The sequence below is a fragment of the Tropicibacter oceani genome, assembly GCF_029958925.1.
In the GTDB taxonomy this organism is placed as follows: Bacteria; Pseudomonadota; Alphaproteobacteria; order Rhodobacterales; family Rhodobacteraceae; genus Pacificoceanicola; species Pacificoceanicola oceani.
In genome coordinates this window covers 2980319-3002435 of the sequence record NZ_CP124616.1, presented here as the reverse complement: position 1 = coordinate 3002435, position 22117 = coordinate 2980319, and the positions used below count along the sequence as shown (strand labels likewise).

Genomic DNA, 22117 nt, shown 5'->3' with positions numbered 1-22117 from the left:
GCGAAGGCGTGCAAGAGGGAGAGAGTGAATGGCAAAGGTTGCATTTCTGGGGCTGGGAGTCATGGGCTATCCGATGGCGGGCTACCTGGCCAAGGCGGGGCATGACGTGACCGTCTACAACCGCACCGCCGCGAAGGCCGAAAAATGGGTTTCCGAACATGGCGGCGCCTTTGCCACCACGCCGCGCGCGGCGGCGCAGGGGGCCGATTTCGTGATGTCCTGCGTCGGCAACGATGACGATCTGCGCTCGGTCTGCCTGGGCGATGACGGGGCCTTTGCCGGGATGGAGGCGGGCGCGGTGTTTGTCGATCACACCACGGTTTCGGCGCAGGTCACGCGCGAATTGCACGCCGCTGCCGCCGACAGCGGCATCGCCTTTGTCGATGCGCCGATCTCGGGCGGGCAGGCGGGGGCCGAAAATGGCGCGCTGGTGGTGATGTGCGGCGGCGCGCAGGACGCCTATGACAAAGCCGAACCGATGATCGACGCCTATTCCAAGCTGTGCAAGCGGCTGGGCGAAAGCGGGTCGGGCCAGCTGTGCAAGATGGTCAACCAGATCTGCATCGCCGGTCTGGTGCAGGGTCTGTCCGAAGGGCTGCACTTTGCCGAAAAGGCGGGCCTTGACGGGCGCGCTGTGGTCGAGGTGATCGGCGGCGGAGCGGCGGGCAGCTGGCAGATGGTCAACCGCTATGAAACCATGCTGGACGATCATTTCGAACATGGCTTTGCCGTTGACTGGATGCGCAAGGATCTGGGCATCTGCCTGCAAACCGCCAATGAAAACGGCGCATCCCTGCCGGTGACAGCGCTGGTCGACCAGTTCTACAAGGATGTGCAAAAGCTGGGCGGCGGGCGCTGGGACACCTCGTCGCTGATCAAGCGTCTGCGCGAATTCGGCTGACCGGCGCGGCAAGGGGCCTTGCGGCCTGACCGGACCGGTATGTGAAACGCCAGCCAGGCGGACTTGCCCGGCGGGCGCAGTGTATCAAAGAGGGCAGGGTGCCATGACGCGACAACCAGACGACAGCCGGATCGGGATCGCCCTGATCGGCGCGGGCATGATCGGGCCTTCCCATGTGGCGGCGCTGTCGGCGATGCAGGACCGGGTGCGGCTGGCGGCGGTCGTCTCGCGGCGGCCGGAACGGGCGCTGCCGTTGGCCGAACACTATGACGGCCCCGCGCCGCGCTTTACCGCCGATCTGTCCGAGGTGCTTCAGGCGCCCGACGTGCAGGTGGTGATCGTCGCAACGCCGCCCAGCGTGCGGATCGAGCTGATCGGGGCGCTGGCCGCGGCGGGCAAGCATATCCTGCTGGAAAAGCCCCTGGCCCGCACCCTGGCCGAGGCCGAGCAGGTGGTCGCGATCTGTGCCGAGGCCGGCGTCACCCTGGGCGTTCTGTTCCAGCACCGCGCGCGAGCGGCCTCGGTCGCGGCGCGCCGGTACATCGACAGCGGCGCGCTGGGGGCGCTGGGGCATGTGGAAATCGCGGCCCCGCTGTGGCGCGATCAATCCTATTACGACGAATTGGGCCGCGGCACCTATGCGCGCGACGGCGGCGGCGTGATGCTGACGCAGGCGATTCACACCTTTGACCTGGCGCTGAGCCTGACCGGCTCGGTAACCCAGGTGCAGGCGATGACCGCCACCACCCCGCTGCACCAGATGGAATCCGAAGATATGGCCGTGGCCGGGCTGCGCTTTGCCAACGGGGCGGTGGGGTCGCTGAGCGTCAGCACCGCGAGTTTCCCCAATCGCGGCGAAGAAATCTGGCTGCATTTCGAAAAGGGCTCGCTTTGCGTGGGGCGTGACCAGTTGATGGTGCATTGGCGCGACGGAGGCCGCGAACAGGCCCCGCAGACCCCCGAGCAGGTGGCCAAGCATACCTGGCACCAGCGCGTGATCGAGGATTTCGTCGAGGCCATCGGCAGCGGGCGCGCGCCCATGGCGACCGGGCAGGACGGGCTGGCCGCGCAGCGCCTGATCGCCGCGATCGAGCGCAGCTCGGAGGCGGGGCGCGTTGTCGCCATGTCCGACCCGCTGGCCTGACGGCAGCGCGCCCGGCTGGCATCGGCGGGCAGGTCAGCACGATTGCCCATTGTCATTTGCCCCCGCCTGCCTTTATGTTGTCTGACAGGATACTGCCCGTGACGGCAGGTCCCGAAAGTTTCGCTGACACGGATGCAGGACAAAACATCCCTGTCAGGCCGATCTGGCCCCAACAGGCCGAAGTACCGTGCCCGAACCGCCAAAGGCGACGGGCCTTGAATGGGCGCCCCCGGTTCCAGGACGGGCAGAGCGTCGGAGAAGAAACGCGATGAAGCGCGCGACCACACACAGGCATGATGCAGGGACGCAAGGCGCCCTCCATGCCCGCGCGCCATCCCTCGCATTGACAAGACACAGCACTGGCACCTCGGCCCCACCCGGGCACGGGGGCGCTTTGCTGCGCAATTGGATCACATGGCAAAGAAAATGCTCATCGATGCCACCCACGCGGAAGAGACCCGCGTCGTGGTGGTGGACGGAAACAAGGTTGAGGAGTTCGACTTTGAATCCGAAAACAAGCGCCAGCTTGCAGGAAATATCTATCTAGCCAAAGTCACGCGGGTCGAACCCTCGTTGCAGGCGGCTTTCGTGGACTATGGCGGCAACCGCCATGGTTTCCTCGCCTTTTCGGAAATTCACCCCGATTATTACCAGATCCCCATCGCCGACCGTAAGGCGCTGATGGAGGAAGAGGCGGCCCTTGCTGCCGAGGAAGAAGAAGAACGCGAGCGCCCGAAAAAGCGCACGCGCGGCCGGTCGCGCCGCAAGCCCAGCCAGGCCGAGAACGCCAAGTCCGATGACGAGGTGATCACGGCGGAACCGTCCCGCGAAGTCAGCGGCATGGAAACCATCGACCTGGGCGACGACACCGAAGAGGGCGCACCGGGCGAAGGCCTGTCCCCGATGGAGACGGTGCACGAAACCCCCGTCGCCGACCCCGATGAGCTTGCCGCCGAAACCACCGCCGAAACCACCGCCGAGGCCGAGGCCCCCGCAGCAGAAGCCGAGGCAGCCCGTCCCGAGGCCGCCGAAGAGGCGGATGATGACGGCGACGACGAAGCAGACGATGGCGACGACGACGAAGCAGACGCCGCCAGCAAGGACGAATCCATCGAATCCGTGTCGGACGACGACTCGGAAGAAGACATCCGTCCGCGCCGCAAGCCGCGTCCGCGCAAATACAAGATCCAGGAAGTCATCAAGGTTCGTCAGATCCTTCTGGTGCAGGTCGTCAAGGAAGAGCGCGGCAACAAGGGCGCGGCCCTGACCACCTATCTGTCGCTGGCCGGTCGTTACTGTGTCCTGATGCCGAACACCGCGCGTGGCGGTGGCATCAGCCGCAAGATCACCAATGCCGCCGACCGCTCCAAGCTCAAGGAAATCGCGGGCGAGATCGACGTGCCCAAGGGCGCGGGCCTGATCATCCGGACCGCCGGTGCCAAGCGCACCAAGACCGAGATCAAGCGCGACTACGAATACCTTCAGCGGCTGTGGGAACAGATCCGCGAACTGACGCTGAAATCCAGCGCCCCGGCGAAGATCTATGAAGAGGGCGACCTGATCAAACGCTCGATCCGCGATTTGTACAACCGCGAGATCGACGAAGTTCTGGTCGAGGGCGAGCGCGGCTACCGCATCGCCAAGGACTTCATGAAGATGATCATGCCGTCCCACGCCAAGAACGTGAAACACTATGTCGACCAGATGCCGCTGTTCGCGCGCCACCAGGTCGAAAGCTACCTGTCGGGCATGTTCAACCCGACGGTCCAGCTGAAATCCGGCGGTTACATCGTGATCGGCGTGACCGAGGCGCTGGTGGCCATCGACGTCAACTCGGGCCGTGCCACCAAAGAGGGCAGCATCGAGGAAACCGCGACCAAGACCAACCTGGAGGCCGCCGAAGAGGTAGCCCGCCAGCTGCGTCTGCGTGACCTTGCCGGCCTGATCGTCATCGACTTCATCGACATGGACGAGCGCAAGAACAACGCCGCCGTCGAGAAAAAGCTGAAAGACAAGCTGAAGACCGACCGCGCCCGCATCCAGGTGGGCCGGATCAGCGGCTTTGGCCTGCTTGAAATGTCCCGCCAGCGTCTGCGCCCGGGCATGATCGAGGCAACGACAGCGCCGTGCCCCTCGTGCCACGGCACGGGTCTGATCCGCTCGGACGACAACATGGCCCTGCAGGTGCTGCGCCAGATCGAGGAAGAAGGCACCCGCCGCCGGTCGCGCGAAGTGCTGGTGAAATGCCCGGTTTCGATCGCCAACTACCTGATGAACCAGAAACGCGAACACATCGCCCAGATCGAATCGCGCTACGGCATGTCCGTGCGCATCGAAGGCGACGCGCATCTGGTGGCGCCCGATTACACCATGGAAAAGTTCAAGACCGCGACCCGCGCCGTGCCCGAAGTGGTGGCGCCTGTCGTGTCGGTGGACACCACCTTGATGGATGAAATCGACGGCAGTACCACATCGGCCTGGGATGACGAGGACGAAGCCGAAGCGGCAGAAGCCGCAGAGGCAGCCGCGGCAAGCCCGTCCGCCAGCGAAGACGACAAGCCGAAAAAGCGCCGTCGTCGTCGGCGTCGTCGCAAGAACGGCAACGGCGATGACAACGGTCAGGACATGGCCGGCGATCAGGACGGCGAGAGCGCCGATACGGCTGATGCCCCCGCCGAGCCTGCCGAAGCAGCAGCCGAGGCCGAAGCCGGCGAACCTGCGGTCCAAGCCGAGGCCGAGGCCGAGGAAAAGCCCAAGCGCAAACGCAGCACCCGTTCGCGCTCGCGCGCCAAGACGGTGAAATCCGACGACGAGGCAACCGCCGAGGGCGACGTGCAAGAGGCAACCGCCGAGGCCGCGCCCAAAGACGACACCGCCGAGGCAGAGGACGCGCCCAAACCCAAGGCCAAGCGCACCCGCACGCGCAAGAAAAAGGCCCCCGAGCCCGAGGCCGAAGCCCAGGAGGCAGAAGCCCAGCCCGAAGGCCAGGCCGCACCCGAGGCCGAAACCACGGCGCAGCCCGAACCCGCAGCGGCTGAACCGCAGGCCGAGGCCTCCGAAGAGGCGCAGGCGCCCAAGGCTCCGGCCAAACCGCGCCGCACCCGCCGCAAGGCCGCCGAGGTGATCGCCGAGGTCGTCGGAACCGCCGATGAAACGACCGAAGCCGCGCCCGCCGCAGAGCCGGTGGCCGAGACGGCCCAGCCCGAACCGGCCCCTGAACCGGTCGCCGAGGTCAGCGAAGCCGAACCCGTGGTCGAAACGGCCACAGCCGAGCCCGCCGTTGAAACGGTGGCCGAGGCCAGCGCCGAAGACGACAAGCCGAAAAAGCGCGGCTGGTGGTCCCTGGGGCGCTAAGCCACTGAGGCAGAAAAACAAAAGGACGGGCCCCCGGGTCCGTCCTTTTTCGTTGCGCGCGCGCGCGGTCAGCCCAGCCGCCTTCTCAGCCCGCCTTGATGATTTCCCAGACCATCGCCGCACCGTCTTCGCGCGACGCGGCCAGCTCATGGCCTGCCTCGTTGCAAAAATGCGGCATGTCGATCACGGCGGCGGGATCATCGGTGCGCACGATCAACCGATCGCCGGGCGCAAGCGCCTGCAGCCGCTTGCGGGCTTTGAGAACGGGCAGGGGGCACAGCAGCCCGGTGGCATCAAGATCATGGGTCATGCGCAAGGATTTAGGGCCTTTCGAAACAAAAGGGAATCCGATTCCCGCAGCGCCCCGCCCCGCACCACGAGGATGTGACCGAAAGCCGTGGTGACGCCGCCCGCGCAATGGCCTATCTGGTCAATCATGTTTGGAATCGAGATCATCGACGCATCGCTTTTGCCCGCCATGATCGTGGCGCTTCTGGCCGGGCTGGTGTCCTTCCTGTCGCCCTGCGTGTTGCCGGTGGTGCCGCCTTACCTCGCCTACATGAGCGGCGTGTCCCTTGGCGACATGAACCGCGACACGGGCCGGGGCAAGGTCCTGTTGGCGGCGCTGTTCTTCGTCCTTGGTCTGTCCACCGTCTTCCTGCTGCTCGGCTTTGCGGCCTCGGCGGCGGGCACCGCGCTGCTGCAATACCAGGATTGGTTCAACACCGCCGCCGGCATCATCGTGATGATCTTTGGCGCGCATTTCATCGGCGTCTACCGCATCGGCTTTCTCGACCGAGAGGCGCGGCTCGATGCCGGTGACCGCGGCGGCAGCGCCTTTGGCGCCTATATCCTCGGCCTTGCCTTCGCCTTTGGCTGGACGCCCTGCATCGGCCCGCAACTGGGCGCGATCCTGTCGCTTGCCGCCTCCGAGGCGTCGCTCACCCGCGGCACGCTGTTGCTGGGCGTCTATGCGGCCGGGCTGGGCATTCCCTTCCTGCTGGTCGCGGCCTTCCTGCCAAAACTCACCGGTGCCATGTCCTGGATGAAACGCCACATGGAGCAGATCGAACGCGCCATGGGCCTGCTGCTCTGGACCATCGGCCTTTTGATGCTGACGGGCGGCTTTTCGGCGCTATCCTTCTGGCTTCTGGAAACCTTCCCGGCGCTTGGCGCCCTGGGCTGACGCCGCTCTTCCAATTGCCCCAAATATCCCGGGGGAGTCCCGCAAGGGACGGGGGCAGAGCCCCCATGCCAACCTGCCCGCAGGCCTTACTCTTGCCGGAAATGCGCGCTAGACTGCCCGAATAACAAGGGCAGCAGGCATGACAGCAAAGCCGTCACAACCACAGGTCACGCGCCGCCGGGTGTTCTACATTCCCGGCTACGATCCGATTCATCCCCGGCGTTACCGTGAACTCTACCGCAAGGAAGGCGCCGATCAGGCGCGGATTTCCGGCTATGAGCTGACGCTCAGCCCGGGCAAAGGCGGCGACAACTATGGCTGGCATGTTCAGGCGCGCATCGACGGCGCCGATGTGCAATCCGATGTCGAAGTCCTCGTCTGGTCGGACATTGTCCGCGACAGCATGGAGACCTCGATCCCCGCCACCTATGCCCAACTGGTCCGCACGGCGGCGGAATACATCGGGTCGGGCGCGCTGTGGCGGCTGATGCGATTGCGAAAAGGCCCGGTGATTGCCGCGCTTTACCCCATCGGGATGCTGATCGGACAATTGCTGTTGGCGCTGCTGCTGGGCTGGGTCGCTTTTGCGGTGATCGCCATGGCCACCCCGGTAATCGGCTTTGCCGCTCTGCTGTTGGGCCTTGGCGCCATGGCCGCAACGGTCGTGGCCCTGCTGCGCTGGTTCAAGAAGAAAGACGGCAAGTTCTTTGCCTATTACCTGATGCACGACTACGCCTATTCGGCGCAGCACAAGGGCGCCAACCCGCCCGAGCTTGAGGCGCGGATGGCGGTTTTCACCCAGACCATCGCGGACGCGCTGAAATCGGATGTGGACGAGGTGCTGGTGGTCGGCCACAGCTCGGGCGCGCATCTGGCGGTGTCGATCCTGTCGGACCTGATCCGCGCCGGTGGAGTGCCTGAAAACGGGCCAAAGCTGGGGTTTCTCAGCCTAGGGCAGGTGGTGCCGATGGTGTCGTTCCTGCGCAACGCGCACCGGCTGCGCGCCGATCTGCGCTATCTGTCCGCCCGCGATGAACTGACCTGGGTCGATGTGACCGCGCCGGGCGATGGCTGCGCCTTTGCGCTGTGTGATCCGGTCAGCGTTTCGGGCGTCGCGCCCAAGGACAAACGCTGGCCGCTGGTGTTTTCGGCGCAGTTCACCAAATCGCTCAGCCCCGCGCGCTGGAAGGAACTGCGCTGGCGGTTCTTCCGGCTGCATTTCCAGTATCTTTGCGCCTTCGATGCGCCGCTGGATTACGACTATTTCCAGATCACTGCCGGGCCGCTGACGCTAGGCACGCGTTACAAGGACCGCCCGCCCTCGGCCAGCCGCATCGACCATGCCGTGTCGAAATTCACGAGCGTCGCGCCGTGATCCCGCCCAAACCCAAGGCGCGGCCTGATCGGGTGTCGCTGTGGCGCTATGTCAAACTGTTCCGTCAGGATATCCTCAGCGCGCAGCCCGCGCGGCTGTACCGGGCCTGGATGGCGGAATTCAAGACGCCGTTCTTCCGGTCCTACATGGTCAACCAGCCCGAATTGGTGAAAACCGTGCTCAAGGATCGGCCGATGGATTTTCCCAAATCCGGGCGGATCAGCGAAGGTTTGCGGCCTTTGCTGGGGGACTCGGTCTTTTTGACCAATGGCGCGCAGTGGCAGCGCCAGCGCCGGATCATCGACCCCGCGTTCGAGGGCGGGCGACTGCGCGAAACCTTTGGCGCCATGTGGGCGGCGTCCGAGGCGGCGCGCGCACGGCTGGCCGACAGGGCGGGCGAGGCCGTCGAGATCGAAGAGATCACCAGCCACGCCGCTGCCGACGTGATCTTTCGCACGCTGTTTTCCATCCCGATCGAGGACGCGGTGGCGCAAAAGGTGTTCCACGAATTCCGCACCTATCAGCGTACCCAGCCGATCCTGAACCTGGCGGCCTTTGTACCGCTGCCGCGTTGGATGCCGCGGTTCTTTCGCCGCGATACCAAGGACACCGCCCGCCGCATCCGCGCGCTGATCACCGGGCTGACCGAGGACCGCCAGCGCGAGATCGCCGCAGGCACCGCGCCTGACGATCTGGCGACCAAGATCATGACGACGGTGGACCCGCAAACCGGCGATACCTTTGATGCGCGCGAAATGGTCGACCAGGTGGCGATCTTTTTCCTGGCGGGGCATGAAACCAGCGCCAGCGCCCTGGCCTGGGCGCTGTACCTTGTGGCCACCAACCCCGGCTGGCAGGACAGGATCGCGACCGAGGCACAGGCGCTGAGCGGCGATTTCAGCGATGTCTCGAAACTGAAGATCAGCCGCGACGTGTTCCGCGAGGCGCTGCGCCTGTATCCGCCGGTCCCGATGATGGTGCGCGAAAACACCTGCCCGGAACGGTTTCGCGACCGCACCCTGCCCAAGGGCTCGCAAGTGGTGCTGAGCCCATGGCACCTGCACCGCCATGAACGGCTGTGGGACAACCCCGATGGCTTTGACCCGGCGCGCTGGCAGACCGAAAACGGCAAGACCTGCGCGCGCGACGCTTACATTCCCTTTTCCGCCGGTCCGCGCGTCTGCACCGGCGCGGGCTTTGCCATGGTCGAGGGGCCGCTGCTGCTGTCGCTATTGCTGCGCGATCTGAGGGTGACGGCGGTGCCGGGAAAAACCCCGATCCCCGAGGCGCATCTGACCGTGCGGTCGCGCGATGGCATCTGGTTGCAGGTCGACCGGCGGTAACCAGATTTTTCGCCGAAAAAACCATTCTCTGACAGGCGCAGCAAATAGTTTCAGACTGTTAGCGATAAAGGTCTGGCGCGCCTCTACCCAGGGGCGGGCGGCTCGTCTATTCAAGGGCCAACCGCATATTTCATACGAGGTTCATGATGGCGCAGCACCCAGAAGTCTTTGAAAAGCAGGTCGAACAGATGGCCACGGGCAAGGGCTTTATCGCCGCGCTCGACCAGTCGGGCGGATCGACCCCCAAGGCGCTGCTGCAATACGGCGTGCAGGAAGACGACTATGACGGCGAAGAGGCGATGTTCGCCGAAATCCACGCCATGCGCTCGCGTATCATCATGGCCCCCGATTTCACCAGCGCCAAGGTTCTGGGCGCGATCCTGTTCGAACGCACCATGCGCGGCGAAATCGACGGCAAACCCGTGGCGCAGGTGCTGTGGGAAGACCGCGGTATCATCCCCTTCCTCAAGATCGACAAGGGGCTTGAGCCCAAGGCAAACGGCGTTCAGCTGATGAAGCCGATGCCGGGCCTTGATGCACTTCTCAAGGATGCCAAGGGCTTTGGCGTCTTTGGAACCAAGGAACGGTCGGTCATCCACGAGGCGGACGAGACCGGCATCGAAGCCGTCGTCGCCCAGCAGTTCGAGGTCGGCCGCCAGGTCGTGGCCGCCGGACTGGTGCCGATCCTGGAACCCGAGATTGACATTCATTCCTCGACCAAAGCCGAGGCCGAGGTGATCCTGCGCGACCGGATCGCCGCGCATCTGGACACGCTCAAACCCGGTGAGCGGATCATGCTGAAACTGACCATCCCGTCGCAGGACGGGCTGTATGACGCGCTGGCCGATCATCCCAACGTGGTGCGGGTCGTGGCACTGTCGGGCGGCTATTCCACCGACGAGGCCTGCGAACGTCTGGCGCGCCAGCCCAAGATGATCGCCTCGTTCAGCCGTGCGCTGGCCGAAGGGTTGACCAAGCAGATGTCGGATGCCGATTTCAACGCCGCCCTTGGCAGCAACATCGACAAGATCTACCAGGCTTCGCTGTAACCGGTCGCGGCGGCGCTGCCGCCACCCGGGCCAGCCTTTCGCGGGACGCAGACCGGATGGTTTGCGTCCCGCTGTGCGTTTCGGTCCTTCGATTCGCGGCCCCCGCGACCCTTTACCCTTTTGCCCGCTTGGGTTGCATCGGCAAGAAAAGGCTCATCTGTCTTTGCGGCCGATATCGGAACAATCCCGCATGCCTTGGGCCACTGTGTCCAGCCGCGCAACCGGGGCGGCGAAATAGGCGGTTTCCAACCCGTTTCTTGCCACAATTTTCGTCCAATTTTAGCCTTATTCGAGTGATGCAGAGTAGGGTTTCTTGTGACGATTCAGCGTGTCTATCTTGCAGCGCTTGCCCTTGCGCCCGCATTGGCCGTTCTGCTGTTTCCCCTGCCTGCGCTGAGTGCGCCCGTAACGCTGACGCTGGGCGGGGCGGGCGGGCTTGTCGGTATTCTTGCCTCGTTCGGGCAATCGGGCGGGGCGGCGCGCCGGGGGGCGGCGCAGCGGTTGCTGCGCGACCCGCGCGGTTTGCCCGATGATCTGCCGGATATCGAACAGGCGCGCCGCCTGCTGATTCAGGCCACATTGGTCGTCGATGACAGCCCCGGCGCGCCGCCGGGCCGCGACAGCGCCATTGCCGAGGTTCTGACCGGGGTCATGCAGGGCTGGGGCCATGCCGGCGCCGAAACCCTGCCGCGCGCCCTGGTGCAGGAACTGACCGTGCTGGACCGTCTGCTGCGCGCATCCCCGCAAGAGGCCGGCGCGCTGGCGCAGTATTTTGCCCGGCCCGACCTGATGCTGGACCTGCGCGACGGGGTCAATGAAATCGCGGCCCACCGGGCTGTTCACGACCGCAACCGCGCCGCGTTCGAGGCCAGCCAGGTGATGTGGGAAGCGCAGAACCGGGGGCAGGCGCCCCATGGTCTGCTGCCCGTGTTGCGCGCGCTGAACGCGCCGGACCCGGATCTGTGGCATCGGGTCATCCTGGGCCATGACCGCACCGATCCCGATCAACGGGAGGCGGCGCTTTGGTGCGTGGAACAGCCCGGCTGCGACCGGGCCAGCATTGCCCTTTACATGGCCGAACTGGCGGCGGGCGACGCATTGCTGCACGCGGCGCGGCGCGGCGACGACCGGTTTCTGGACCGCATTCTGACGGTGATCCAGGGGTTGAACGACGGCGCCTATGGGCAATCCGAACTGGCACTTGACCCGGTGGATGCGGTGGCGGGCGACACCCAACGCTTCAACACCATGCTGGCGGCGCTGGCAGAGCAGACCGGGGCCATGCGCTGGCCTGCGCCTTGCGGGTTGTTCACCGAATATGCCGGGCGCGCGCCCTATGCACGCGACCATTGGTGCCTGCGCAGCGGCCGCCTGATCGCCGCGCCGGACGTGCGCGATTACTTTCCGGCCGGGCAGGGCGCGGCATAGGGGGTTGTACCTGCGCCGCGCCGCGGATTAGTCAGGGCCCAAACAAGGAGCGGCGCCCATGTCCCAAACCCCCGGCACACCCCCGACCAGATCGCATGGCCGCAAGACCATCAAGGCAACGCTGAAACCGCGCAGCCTGATGGAGGACGACGACGATCTGGCCCGCGCCTGGCGCGCTCAGGTCATCACCCTGTTCCCCGAGGCCTTTCCCGGCATCCTGGGCCTGTCGCTGACCGGCAAGGCGCTGAAGGACGAGCTGTGGCAGCTGCAAACCGTCAACCTGCGCGATTTCGGCATGGGCAAGCACCGCAATGTCGATGACACCCCCGCGGGGGGCGGCGCCGGGATGGTGCTGCGCCCCGATGTCATGGGCCATGCCATTGATTTCGCGCAGCGCCGCGTGCCGGGGCCCTTGGTCTACCTGTCGCCGCGCGGTCGCCGCTTTGATCAGAAGATGGCGCAGCACTGGGCCAGCCTGCCGGGGATCACCCTGATCTGCGGCCGGTTCGAAGGGCTGGATCAACGGGTGGTGGATCACTACGGGATCGAAGAGGTATCGCTGGGCGATTTCGTCCTGACCGGAGGAGAGATCGCCGCGCAGGCCATGCTGGACGCCGCCGTGCGGCTGTTGCCGGGGGTTCTGGGCAATGCCGAAAGCGCGGTCGAGGAAAGCCATTCCTCGGGGTTGCTGGAGCATCCGCAATTCACCCGCCCCGCCGAATGGAACGGTCTGACCATTCCCGACGTGCTGATGTCTGGCCACCACGGCGAGATCGCCAAGTGGCGGCAGGCCCAGTCCGAGGCCCTGACCCGGCAGCGCCGCCCCGATCTGTGGGCGGCGCATCAGGCCGGGAAGGACAGCAAGTGACCGCACCCGCCCTGACCATGCGCCGGGCCACGACCAAAGACATCCCCCAGATCGTCCGTATGCTGGCGGATGATCCGCTGGGCAGCACGCGCGAAGTTGTCTCGGACCCGGTGGACGCCGGATATTTGGCGGCGTTTCAGGCGATCGCCCGGGACCCCAACCAATATCTTGCCGTGGCCGAGGTCGCGGGCCGCGTGGTCGGCACCTTGCAGCTGACCTTTCTGCCCGGCCTGTCGCACCGCGGCGCATGGCGCGCCCAGATCGAAGCGGTCCGCGTCGACACCCCCGCGCGCGGCACCGGCCTTGGCCGCCAGATGATCGCTTGGGCGCAGCACGAAGCCCGCCAAAGGGGCTGCCGCATGGTGCAACTGACCTCGAGCGCCAGCCGCAAGGACGCGCACCGGTTCTATGAAGGCCTGGGGTTCGAACAAAGCCACGCCGGGTTCAAGCTGGTGCTGTAGGGCCGGGCATGAATTGGGCACCGACCCGATTGAGCAGCGCCCCTGCAGCCGTAAAAAGCTGGAATGCGTCGGCAGCATAGCCCTACAGTATGATCCAGACGTGAAATCTGAATTCCACAGTGAACAGGGGCTGAAAATGTCGAAAAGAACCTACTACCTGGAAATCTAGACAGCGCACGAGGACAAGGCCGGTACCGACGAAGATGTGTGGATTGCTCTGAAAGGGCCGGGCGGTACTACCCCGTCCATGCATCTGGATAGGGGCGGGTACAACGATTTCGAAAAGGGTGACTGCGACACCTATTCGGTGGTCTGCAACGATGTTGGGGACGTGGATGTAATCTATGTTGGTTTGTTGGCCGAAGGAAAATACGAAGGATCGCCTGATCTGGACAGTGAAACCAGTCTTACAAAGAAAGACGAACACATCCTGGAGCAGGGCGTTCGGATCGCAAAGAACGTGTTGGGCGCCGAAAAAGGACACACCAGCCCGATGTGGAAGCTGGGTCATATCACCGTATTCTCGGGCACCCAGACGGACCAGGTCAACATGGACAACTTCATGCGTATCGTGACCGGGAGAGATGTTCTTGACGTCACAAAGAAACTCAACCCGGTGAAATTCACTGTGGAATCGTGGATCAATGTTGGTCAGGTTCTCGTGATCCCAAAGGACTGAGGCCGCAAGGGCGAGTGCCTTTCATTATGTGGGCAGCGTCAATTGACCCAAGAGAATGGTATCGCCGCCCTCGCATGCTGCGCTTTGATCCACGGGTTTGAGTGTGCCCACGGCCGACCGCGCCGTTGCAAAGGCAAAGCGCGGCCCCGGGTCCTTGGTCCACTGCATTCGCCCTTGCTTTGTTGGGTTTTGCGCCGTACACACGCGCATTCTTGGGCATCGGGGCGACTCGGTGCCTTTGGATATTGGGTGCCCCTGACCGGGCGCCCGGCATAACAAAGAACAGCTGACGCATCTTTTGTCCTTTTGGATCAAAGCTCTGGCCAGACATCACCCGCGGGCAAACCGCGATGACATAAGGAGAGATCAGATGAACCTGATCGCACAGCTCGAGGCGGAACAGATCGCCTCGCTCGGGAAGACCATTCCCGATTTCAAGGCCGGCGACACCATTCGCGTCGGCTTCAAGGTGACCGAAGGCACCCGCACCCGTATTCAGAACTATGAAGGCGTGTGCATCAGCCGCAAGAACGGTTCCGGCATCGCCGGGTCCTTCACGGTCCGCAAGATTTCCTTTGGTGAAGGCGTCGAACGCGTGTTCCCGCTGTATTCGACCAACATCGAAACCATCGAGGTTGTCCGTCGTGGCCGCGTCCGTCGTGCCAAGCTGTACTACCTGCGCGATCGTCGCGGCAAATCCGCCCGTATCGCCGAGGACGCAAACTACAAAGCCCTCAAGGGCGCAGACGCGTAAGGAGCGACGAGATGAAAAAGGACCTGCATCCCGATTATCACCTCATCACCGTCAAGATGACCGATGGGACCGAATTCCAGACCCGCACCACCTGGGGCAAGGAAGGCGACACCCTGCAGCTGGACATCGACCCGACCGTGCACCCGGCCTGGACCGGTGGCAACTCGCGTCTGATGGACCAGGGCGGCCGCGTGTCGAAGTTCAAGAAGAAATACGAAGGCCTGGGCTTCTAAGACCTGCTTTCGATCTGATTGCGAACGCCGTCCCCCCGGGGGCGGCGTTTTGCGTTTCGGCGCGGGCTTCGTCGCGGGCAGGGCGCGCCTAGCGACAGGTCACACCAGGATCGTTCAGCATGTGCATCAGCGCCGCCTCAACGGTGGTGGTGCGTGTCAGGCCGCCGCCCGCACTGCCGCGCAGGCGGTCAAGCGCGGCTTGGCTGGCCTTGCCGAATATCCCGTCAGGCGTGATCTGACCGCAGCCGCGCGCCGCCAGTTCCGATTGCAGGGAATAGGACTGCACCATGCGGGCCAGCGCTTCGGCCTCGGCCAGGATGTGTTTGCCGGGGCAGGCGGTGGTGGCGTGCGCCTTGTGCGGTTGGATATGGACGGTGGGCACGCGGTATAGCCTCTGGGCCTGCGACATGACGCGCACCATCGACAGCCGCGCCGCATCGGTCAGGTGTTCATGGCCGAAATCCCCCAGCGCCATGACGGCGAAATGCCCGTCAAAATCGGCCAGTTGCGACGATCCGGGCGCGGTTGAGCTGGTCGCGGGTTTCAGGTGCACCGGCCGTCCCTTGACGATGCTGCCATCAGGGCCGACCACATAGTGATAGGCGATCATGCCCAGCCCGGCATCCCCGGCATGATAGGCGTTGATGTTCAGCACCCTTTGGCTGGCGCTTTGCCGCATCCGCGCCTTCGAGGCCCGGGCAAACAGCGCCGCATCGGTGCCTGCAAATCCTTCGTGGTGAAAGGTGATGTGGGTGATCCTGTCCTGGCGGAACCCGCGCAGGGCGTCTGGGTCGATCCTGGTCAGGGGCGGGCGCTGTTCGCCCGGCACCGTCAGCGCCGCAGGGTCCGAGGCAAGCGGGCCGGAAAGCAGGGCAAATGCCAGCGCAGTAATCAGGAAACGGGCCATGGAAAATGCCTTTTGGGCTGAAATACCCGGCAAGGATACCACGTCACGCCCTGTGTCAGAAGCCTGGCGTTTCAAGCGGCAGCGGCGGCACGGCCTGCGCCGGGGCCGTACGGTATACCGTGGTGGCCTGCGACGTCTAAGCATCTGACGCATTCGGCTTTGTGAATTTATATAGGGTCAACGCAGTGATTCCAGCACCCGGAGGAGACCCGCCCGTGGAATTCAAGAAGATCAACGACGACATCACCGTCTCGCCGCAGATCCTGCCCGAGCATCTGGCCGAAATCGCCGCAGCCGGTTACCGATCCGTCATCTGCAACCGCCCCGATGGCGAAGGCGCCGACCAGCCCACCTTTGAGGAAATCGCCAAGGCCGCGTCTGATGCCGGTCTGCAAACCCGCTATCAGCCGATCGTCGGCGGCAAGGTGCTGGACGAAGACGCAGAAACCTTTGGCAAGCTGCTGCGCGAACTGCCCGGCCCGGTCTTTGCCTATTGCCGCACCGGCACACGTTCGGCGACGCTGTGGTCGCTGAGCCAGGCGGCGGGCATGGCCCCGGCGGACATCCTGCAGGCGACCAAATCGGCAGGTTATGACATGGCGGGCGTCGTGCGCCGCATCGTCAATGGCGGCAAGACCCCCACCGATGAAGGCGATGCCAAATACGACGTGGTTGTCGTCGGCGGCGGCGCGGCAGGGATTGCCGTGTCTTCCAGCCTCAAGGCGCGCAAGCCGGGGCTGAACATCGCGGTGATCGACCCGGCGGATGTGCATTACTACCAGCCCGGCTGGACCATGGTTGGCGGCGGCATCTTCGAGGCCGAAAGCACCGCGCGCACCATGGGCAGCCTGATCCCCAAGGGGGTGCATTGGCTCAAATCCGCTGTGGCGGCCTTTGAACCGCAGAACAATGCCGTCATCCTCGATGGTTGCCGCGTGGTGAAATACGACCGCCTGATCGTCTGTCCGGGGCTCAAGCTGAACTGGAACGCGGTCAAGGGGCTGGTCGACACGCTGGGCAAGAACGGCGTGACGTCGAATTATCGTTACGATCTGGCACCTTACACCTGGGAGTTGGTCAAGGGTATGAAGAAGGGCCGCGCCCTGTTCACCCAGCCGCCGATGCCGATCAAATGCGCCGGCGCACCGCAAAAGGCGTTGTACCTGTCCGGCGACCACTGGTTCCGCAATGGCATGCTGAAGAACATCGACATCCAGTTCATGAACGCGGGCGGCGTGCTGTTCGGGGTCAAGGACTATGTCCCGGCGCTTGAGGAATACGTCAAGAAATACGACGCCAGCCTGAACTTCTTCCACAACCTTGTTGCGGTGGATGGCAAGGCCAAGACCGCGACCTTCAAGGTGGCAAAACCCGAGACCGAGCCGACCGAAGTCACGGTGGAATTCGACATGATGCACGTCTGCCCGCCGCAGTGCGCGCCCGATTTCATCCGCGTCTCGCCCCTGGCGGATGCGGCGGGCTGGGTCGATGTCGATCAAAGCACCCTGCGCCACAAGACCTATGACAACATCTGGAGCCTGGGCGACGTGATGAACGCGCCCAACGCCAAGACCGCCGCCGCCGCCCGGATGCAGGCCCCCGTGGTGGCCGACAACGTCGCTGCCGACATCGACGGCAAATCGCCGGTGTCGATGTACAACGGCTATGGCTCGTGCCCGCTGACCGTCGAAAAAGGCAAGATCGTCCTGGCCGAGTTCGGCTATGGCGGCACGCTTCTGCCCAGTTTCCCCAAGTGGATCATCGACGGCACCAAACCGACCCGCGCCGCATGGCTGCTGAAGGAACAGATCCTGCCGCCGGTCTATTGGAAGGCGATGCTGCGCGGCAAGGAATGGCTGGCCAAGCCGGAGAAGGTCACGGCCAAGTAGACCCGCTGCGGTGAAAGACACTCGGCCCCGGGGCATGCTCTGGGGCCGCGACAATTTCGGGGTCAGGGGTTAATCGCCCTTCACAAATTCCGTAAGTTGAATATATAGGGCGCAATCGCGCAACCCCGAGTCTCTTTCACAGGCTTGGAGAGACAGGACAAAGCCCATGAAAATGCCCCGGCCTACGGCCTCGAGCTTTACCCGTTACCTGCCCATCCTGACATGGGCCAAGGACTACAACCGCCACACCGCCACCAATGACGCCGTGGCGGCGGTGATCGTGACGATCATGCTGATCCCGCAATCGCTGGCCTATGCGCTTTTGGCGGGGCTGCCGGCGGAAATGGGGCTCTATGCCTCGATCCTGCCGCTGATCGCCTATGCGATCTTTGGTACCAGCCGCGCGCTGGCGGTGGGTCCGGTGGCTGTGGTGTCCTTGATGACAGCGGCGGCGATTGCCAACCTGGGCCTGTCGGACCCGGTGCAGATCGCCATCGCGGCGGGCACGCTGGCCTTCATCTCGGGGGCAATTTTGCTGGTGCTGGGGGTTTTGCGCCTTGGCTTTCTGGCGAACTTTCTCAGCCATCCGGTGATCGCGGGTTTCATCACCGCCTCGGGCGTATTGATCGCGGCCAGCCAGCTCAAGCATATCTTTGGCATCGACATGCACGGTCACACGCTGATCGAACTGACCCGCACCATGATCGAGCATCAGTCCGATACCAACGTCATCACCCTGTTCATCGGCATTCTGGCTGTCGCCTTCCTGTTCTGGGTGCGCAAGGGGCTGAAACCCTTGTTGCTGGGCCTGGGGCTGAAACCGCGCATGGCGGAAATCCTGGCCAAGGCCGGGCCGGTGGGCGCGGTGATCGTCACCACGCTGGCCACCTTCCTGTTCGGTCTGAATGACAAGGGCGTCAAGATCGTCGGCGAGGTGCCCATGGGCCTGCCACCGCTGACCGCGCCCAGCTTTTCGCCCGAGCTGTGGAACCAGCTCTTCATCTCGGCGCTGTTGATTTCGATCATCGGCTTTGTCGAATCCGTGTCGGTGGCCCAGACCCTGGCCGCCAAGCGCCGCCAGCGCATCGACCCGGATCAGGAATTGATCGGGCTTGGCGCGTCGAACATTTCGACGGCCATGTCGGGCGGTTTCCCGGTGACGGGGGGCTTTTCCCGCTCGGTCGTGAACTTTGACGCGGGCGCCGAAACCCCGGCGGCGGGCGCCTTTACCGCCGTGGGCATCGCCATCGCGACGCTGCTTTTGACGCCGCTGCTGTATTTCCTGCCCAATGCCACGCTGGCCGCGACGATCATCGTGGCGGTGCTGAGCTTGGTCGATTTTTCGATCCTGCCCAAGGCGTGGAAATATTCCAAGGTTGATTTCGCCGCCGTCGCCGCGACGATTTTCCTGACGCTGACCTTCGGGGTCGAGGCGGGTGTTTCCGCCGGTGTGGTCCTGTCGATCGGGTTGCACCTGTACAAGACATCGCGCCCGCATGTGGCCGAGGTCGGGCTGGTGCCCGGCACCCAGCATTTCCGCAACATCAACCGCCATCACGTGGAAACGCAGGACGAAATCGTCACCCTGCGCGTCGACGAAAGCCTGTATTTCGCCAATGCGCGGTTCCTTGAGGATTACGTGCTGAAACGGGTCACCTGCGACGAGCCGCTGGAACATGTAATCTTGATGTTCCCCGCCGTGAACGAGGTCGATTTCAGCGCGCTGGAAACGCTGGAAGAGTTGAACCGCCGTCTGGACGAGATGGGCATCAAGATGCACCTGTCCGAGGTCAAGGGCCCGGTCATGGACCGGCTGCAACGCTCGCACTTTCTGGACCAGCTGACCGGGCAGGTGTTCCTGTCGCAGTATGATGCCTGGCAGACGCTGCGCAAACAGCCCCTGCGCGCGGCGTCATAGACGCGCGCGGCCCATCGGGGTCAGGTGAAAGATGTCGTCGTCTTCAAAGACCGCGACGCTGAGCGGGCGGCCATAGCCCGCGCCGGTATCAAGGTTCAGCCGGTTGGCGCGCAACTCGGGCGCGTCGACCGGCGTATGGCCATGCACGACCAGCGCGCCGTGATGACGGTCGTCGTGCAGGAATTCCTCGCGGATCCACAGCATGTCGTCCTCTTCCTGCTGGTGCAGGGGCAGGCCGGGGCGCACGCCGGCATGGACAAAGAATTTGTCCCTTTCGGTATGGCTTAGCGACAGGTCGCGCAGAAAATCGCGATGGGCCTGCGGGATGGCCTTGGTCAGCGCCGCAAGGAAGGCGTGCAGCAGGTCCTTGGGCATCTGTTCGATGCCAAAGGCGGTCAGGTCGGTGGTCTGTGCGCCAAGGGCGCGCAGCGTTTCCGCCGTATCAAGATAGGAATTCAGCGTGTCGACCCCGCCCAGGCGTTCGTGCAGCCACAGCTTGCCCGACAGGATGCGTTCATCGTCGCTTTGCCCGGTTTCGATGAAACGCTGGAACATGCGGTCGTGGTTGCCCTTGATGAAGGTCCAGTCGCGGCCTTCGGCGCGGGCCTGCAGGAACAGGTCGATCACCGCCTTGGAGTCCGCCCCCCGGTCAACGTAATCCCCCAGAAAGACGATGCGCGCATCGCCGCCGCTGTCCTTGTCGATCTGCGCAAGCTGGTCTTCGAGCATGCCAAGTTGGCCGTGAATGTCGCCGATGGCGTAAAGCGAGGACATGAATGCGGTTCCTTTTGCGCCCGCACGCGGGCCGTTGGGCCGGGGCGGGGGTGGTCCTGCGCCCTTTATAGACGGCGCGGCGGCGTGATGAAGGGCAATTCCCCGCTTTTCTGATCGCAATCGCGGCTTTTGCCCCTGCGGCGGTGCGGGCAGGGGCCAAACGAAAAGCGCCGCCCCGAAGGGCGGCGCGATCCTGGACCTGTGCGGGTCGATCAGACGACGTCGAACTGCAGCGGCTTGATCTGCTTGAACAGACCTGTTTCCGCCAGCTTGGCGCGTGCCTCGGCGGGCACGGGTTCGTCGACGTAAAGCAGGGCAATCGCCTCGCCGCGGGCGGCGGCACGGCCCAGGGTAAAGTTGGCGATGTTCACGCCCATGTCACCCATGGTCTTGCCCAATGCGCCGATGATGCCCGGCACGTCTTCGTTGGTGGTATACAGCATGTGACGGCCGACCTCGGCGTCGATGTTGATGCCCTTGATCTGGATAAAGCGCGGCTTGCCATCCGAGAAGACCGTCCCGGCGATCGAGCGTTCGCGCTTGGGCGTGACGACCGTCACCTTGATATAACCTTCGAAGGCGCCCGACTGTTCCTGGTTGGTGGTCGACACCTTGATGCCGCGTTCCTTGGCGATGGTGGGGGCCGAAACCATGTTCACATCGGGGTTGATCGACTTCATGATCCCCGCGATCAGCGAACAGTTCAACGCCTCCAGGTTCATTTCCGAGGCATAGCCATCATACAGGATATTGATCGCCTTGATCGGCTCATCATCGGTCATCTGGCCGATGAAGCTGCCAAGGTGGTCGGCCAGCTTGATCCAGGGACCCATGATCTTGGCCTCTTCGGCGGTGACCGACGGCATGTTCAGCGCGTTTTCAACCGCGCCGGTCAGCAGGTAGTTGGACATCTGTTCGGCCACCTGAAGGGCGACGTTTTCCTGCGCTTCCGAGGTCGAGGCGCCCAGGTGCGGGGTGCAGACCACGTTGGGCAGACCGAACAGCGGGTTGTCCTTGGCGGGCTCTTCGGCAAAGACGTCGAACGCCGCGCCGGCCACGTGGCCCGAGGTCAGCAGATCGGCCAGCGCCTGTTCGTCGACCAGGCCGCCGCGCGCACAGTTGATGATGCGCACGCCTTTCTTGGTCTTTTCCAGGTTTTCACGGCTCAGGATGTTGCGGGTCTGGTCAGTCAGCGGCACATGCAGAGTGATGAAATCGGCGCGCTTGAGAAGGGTTTCCAGATCGACCTTTTCGACCTGCATCTTTTCGGCCTTCTCTTCCGACAGGAAGGGGTCATAGGCCACGACCTTCATCTTCAGGCCGCGCGCACGATCACAGACGATGCCGCCGATGTTGCCCGCGCCGATGACGCCCAGGGTCTTGCCGGTCAGCTCGACGCCCATGAACTTGGACTTTTCCCACTTGCCCGCGTGGGTCGAGGCCGATGCCTCGGGGATCTGGCGGGCGACGGCGAACATCATGGCGATGGCATGTTCGGCGGTGGTGATCATGTTGCCAAAGGGCGTGTTCATGACGATCACACCGGCCTTGGAGGCGGCTTCCTTGTCGACGTTGTCGGTGCCGATGCCGGCGCGGCCGACAACCTTGAGCTTTTTGGCATGCTCGAGGATCGACGGGGTCACCTTGGTGGCAGAACGGATGGCAAGGCCGTCATAGTTGCCGATGATTTCAGCCAGCTTTTCCTTGTCCTTGCCCAGTTCGGGCATGAAATCGACGTCGATCCCGCGATCGCGGAAAATCTGGACGGCGGCGTCGGAAAGGCTGTCGGAGATGAGAACTTTGGGTGCGGTCATGTCTGTCGCGCCCCGGACCTGATCCGGGGCCTCCTGTCTG

The 22117-nt window shown here is 64.1% G+C and carries 18 protein-coding genes and 1 pseudogene; 15 read left to right on the top strand and 4 right to left on the bottom strand.

The features are described 5' to 3' along the window. Positions 1-28 precede the first annotated feature (28 nt). The 3 genes from QF118_RS14405 (at position 29) to QF118_RS14395 (ending at position 5399) form a co-directional block, all read left to right on the top strand. Complete coding sequence (locus tag QF118_RS14405) at positions 29-901, top strand: NAD(P)-dependent oxidoreductase (RefSeq protein WP_282299739.1); 873 nt, start codon at positions 29-31, stop codon at positions 899-901. A gap of 103 nt (positions 902-1004) precedes the next feature. Next, positions 1005-2045 carry a Gfo/Idh/MocA family protein gene (locus tag QF118_RS14400; protein ID WP_282299738.1) on the top strand — a complete coding sequence of 347 codons (1041 nt, stop codon included), beginning with the start codon at positions 1005-1007 and terminating at the stop codon, positions 2043-2045. Between the two features lie 414 nt (positions 2046-2459). Further along, entirely contained in the window at positions 2460-5399 is a 2940-nt protein-coding gene (locus QF118_RS14395) for a ribonuclease E/G (RefSeq protein WP_282299737.1), read from the top strand. Positions 5400-5484: 85 nt separating this feature from the next. On the opposite strand, the gene QF118_RS14390 is transcribed toward QF118_RS14395, so the two are convergent. Beyond that, on the bottom strand, positions 5485-5709 hold the full coding sequence (locus tag QF118_RS14390) for a sulfurtransferase TusA family protein (protein WP_282299736.1): 225 nt from the start codon (positions 5707-5709) through the stop codon (positions 5485-5487). A 126-nt stretch (positions 5710-5835) separates the two neighbouring features. Here QF118_RS14390 and QF118_RS14385 point away from each other — a divergent pair, with 126 nt between their 5' ends. The 10 genes and pseudogenes from QF118_RS14385 to rpmE all read left to right on the top strand — a co-directional run bounded on the left by QF118_RS14385 (position 5836) and on the right by rpmE (position 14775). After that, entirely contained in the window at positions 5836-6585 is a 750-nt protein-coding gene (locus QF118_RS14385; protein WP_282299735.1) for a cytochrome c biogenesis CcdA family protein, read from the top strand. Positions 6586-6724: 139 nt separating this feature from the next. Beyond that, on the top strand, positions 6725-7960 hold the full coding sequence (locus tag QF118_RS14380; protein WP_282299734.1) for a hypothetical protein: 1236 nt from the start codon (positions 6725-6727) through the stop codon (positions 7958-7960). Then, positions 7957-9303: a cytochrome P450 gene (locus tag QF118_RS14375; protein ID WP_282299733.1), complete on the top strand. Its 1347-nt coding sequence runs from the start codon at positions 7957-7959 to the stop codon at positions 9301-9303. Before QF118_RS14380 ends, QF118_RS14375 begins: the two co-directional genes overlap by 4 nt. Before the next feature lie 146 nt (positions 9304-9449). Then, positions 9450-10352 (top strand): fructose bisphosphate aldolase, encoded by a 903-nt coding sequence (locus QF118_RS14370; RefSeq protein WP_282302486.1) that lies wholly within the window; start codon positions 9450-9452, stop codon positions 10350-10352. A 315-nt stretch (positions 10353-10667) separates the two neighbouring features. Beyond that, positions 10668-11780 carry a hypothetical protein gene (locus QF118_RS14365; protein WP_282299732.1) on the top strand — a complete coding sequence of 371 codons (1113 nt, stop codon included), beginning with the start codon at positions 10668-10670 and terminating at the stop codon, positions 11778-11780. Positions 11781-11838: 58 nt separating this feature from the next. Next, positions 11839-12648, top strand: a complete 810-nt coding sequence (trmD, locus tag QF118_RS14360) for a tRNA (guanosine(37)-N1)-methyltransferase TrmD (RefSeq protein ID WP_282299731.1) — start codon at positions 11839-11841, stop codon at positions 12646-12648. After that, positions 12645-13109 (top strand): GNAT family N-acetyltransferase, encoded by a 465-nt coding sequence (locus tag QF118_RS14355; RefSeq protein ID WP_317133878.1) that lies wholly within the window; start codon positions 12645-12647, stop codon positions 13107-13109. The genes trmD and QF118_RS14355 overlap by 4 nt, the downstream gene beginning before the upstream one ends. A 181-nt stretch (positions 13110-13290) precedes the next feature. Continuing rightward, a pseudogene (locus QF118_RS14350) lies at positions 13291-13788 on the top strand (PLAT/LH2 domain-containing protein); the annotation flags it as partial. Positions 13789-14158: 370 nt separating this feature from the next. After that, positions 14159-14542 carry a 50S ribosomal protein L19 gene (gene rplS / locus QF118_RS14345; RefSeq protein WP_282299730.1) on the top strand — a complete coding sequence of 128 codons (384 nt, stop codon included), beginning with the start codon at positions 14159-14161 and terminating at the stop codon, positions 14540-14542. An 11-nt stretch (positions 14543-14553) separates the two neighbouring features. Beyond that, positions 14554-14775, top strand: coding sequence for a 50S ribosomal protein L31 (gene rpmE, locus QF118_RS14340; protein WP_282299729.1), 222 nt, complete (start codon positions 14554-14556; stop codon positions 14773-14775). Between the two features lie 88 nt (positions 14776-14863). On the opposite strand, the gene QF118_RS14335 is transcribed toward rpmE, so the two are convergent. Further along, entirely contained in the window at positions 14864-15682 is an 819-nt protein-coding gene (locus QF118_RS14335) for an N-acetylmuramoyl-L-alanine amidase (RefSeq protein WP_282299728.1), read from the bottom strand. Between the two features lie 215 nt (positions 15683-15897). Here QF118_RS14335 and QF118_RS14330 point away from each other — a divergent pair, with 215 nt between their 5' ends. After that, on the top strand, positions 15898-17571 hold the full coding sequence (locus QF118_RS14330; RefSeq protein WP_282299727.1) for a bifunctional protein tyrosine phosphatase family protein/NAD(P)/FAD-dependent oxidoreductase: 1674 nt from the start codon (positions 15898-15900) through the stop codon (positions 17569-17571). Between the two features lie 166 nt (positions 17572-17737). Then, the gene (locus QF118_RS14325; RefSeq protein ID WP_282299726.1) at positions 17738-19489 is read left to right on the top strand and encodes a SulP family inorganic anion transporter; all 1752 of its coding nucleotides are present in this window, start codon (positions 17738-17740) and stop codon (positions 19487-19489) included. On the opposite strand, the gene QF118_RS14320 is transcribed toward QF118_RS14325, so the two are convergent. Beyond that, complete coding sequence (locus tag QF118_RS14320; protein ID WP_282299725.1) at positions 19484-20263, bottom strand: metallophosphoesterase; 780 nt, start codon at positions 20261-20263, stop codon at positions 19484-19486. The two genes, QF118_RS14325 and QF118_RS14320, sit on opposite strands and share 6 nt — an antisense overlap. Positions 20264-20475: 212 nt before the next feature. Then, complete coding sequence (serA, locus tag QF118_RS14315; RefSeq protein WP_282299724.1) at positions 20476-22077, bottom strand: phosphoglycerate dehydrogenase; 1602 nt, start codon at positions 22075-22077, stop codon at positions 20476-20478. Positions 22078-22117: the final 40 nt, after the last annotated feature.

Bases quoted from the DNA above. Each gene is read 5' to 3' on its own strand.
- QF118_RS14320 (WP_282299725.1), bottom strand. From the start codon at position 20,263: ATGTCCTCGCTTTACGCCATCGGCGACATTCACGGCCAACTTGGCATG.
- QF118_RS14390 (WP_282299736.1), bottom strand. From the start codon at position 5,709: ATGACCCATGATCTTGATGCCACCGGGCTGCTGTGCCCCCTGCCCGTT.
- QF118_RS14400 (WP_282299738.1), top strand. From the start codon at position 1,005: ATGACGCGACAACCAGACGACAGCCGGATCGGGATCGCCCTGATCGGC.
- serA (WP_282299724.1), bottom strand. From the start codon at position 22,077: ATGACCGCACCCAAAGTTCTCATCTCCGACAGCCTTTCCGACGCCGCC.
- QF118_RS14370 (WP_282302486.1), top strand. From the start codon at position 9,450: ATGGCGCAGCACCCAGAAGTCTTTGAAAAGCAGGTCGAACAGATGGCC.
- QF118_RS14325 (WP_282299726.1), top strand. From the start codon at position 17,738: ATGAAAATGCCCCGGCCTACGGCCTCGAGCTTTACCCGTTACCTGCCC.
- QF118_RS14405 (WP_282299739.1), top strand. From the start codon at position 29: ATGGCAAAGGTTGCATTTCTGGGGCTGGGAGTCATGGGCTATCCGATG.
- QF118_RS14395 (WP_282299737.1), top strand. From the start codon at position 2,460: ATGGCAAAGAAAATGCTCATCGATGCCACCCACGCGGAAGAGACCCGC.
- rpmE (WP_282299729.1), top strand. From the start codon at position 14,554: ATGAAAAAGGACCTGCATCCCGATTATCACCTCATCACCGTCAAGATG.
- QF118_RS14385 (WP_282299735.1), top strand. From the start codon at position 5,836: ATGTTTGGAATCGAGATCATCGACGCATCGCTTTTGCCCGCCATGATC.
- trmD (WP_282299731.1), top strand. From the start codon at position 11,839: ATGTCCCAAACCCCCGGCACACCCCCGACCAGATCGCATGGCCGCAAG.
- rplS (WP_282299730.1), top strand. From the start codon at position 14,159: ATGAACCTGATCGCACAGCTCGAGGCGGAACAGATCGCCTCGCTCGGG.
- QF118_RS14380 (WP_282299734.1), top strand. From the start codon at position 6,725: ATGACAGCAAAGCCGTCACAACCACAGGTCACGCGCCGCCGGGTGTTC.
- QF118_RS14335 (WP_282299728.1), bottom strand. From the start codon at position 15,682: ATGGCCCGTTTCCTGATTACTGCGCTGGCATTTGCCCTGCTTTCCGGC.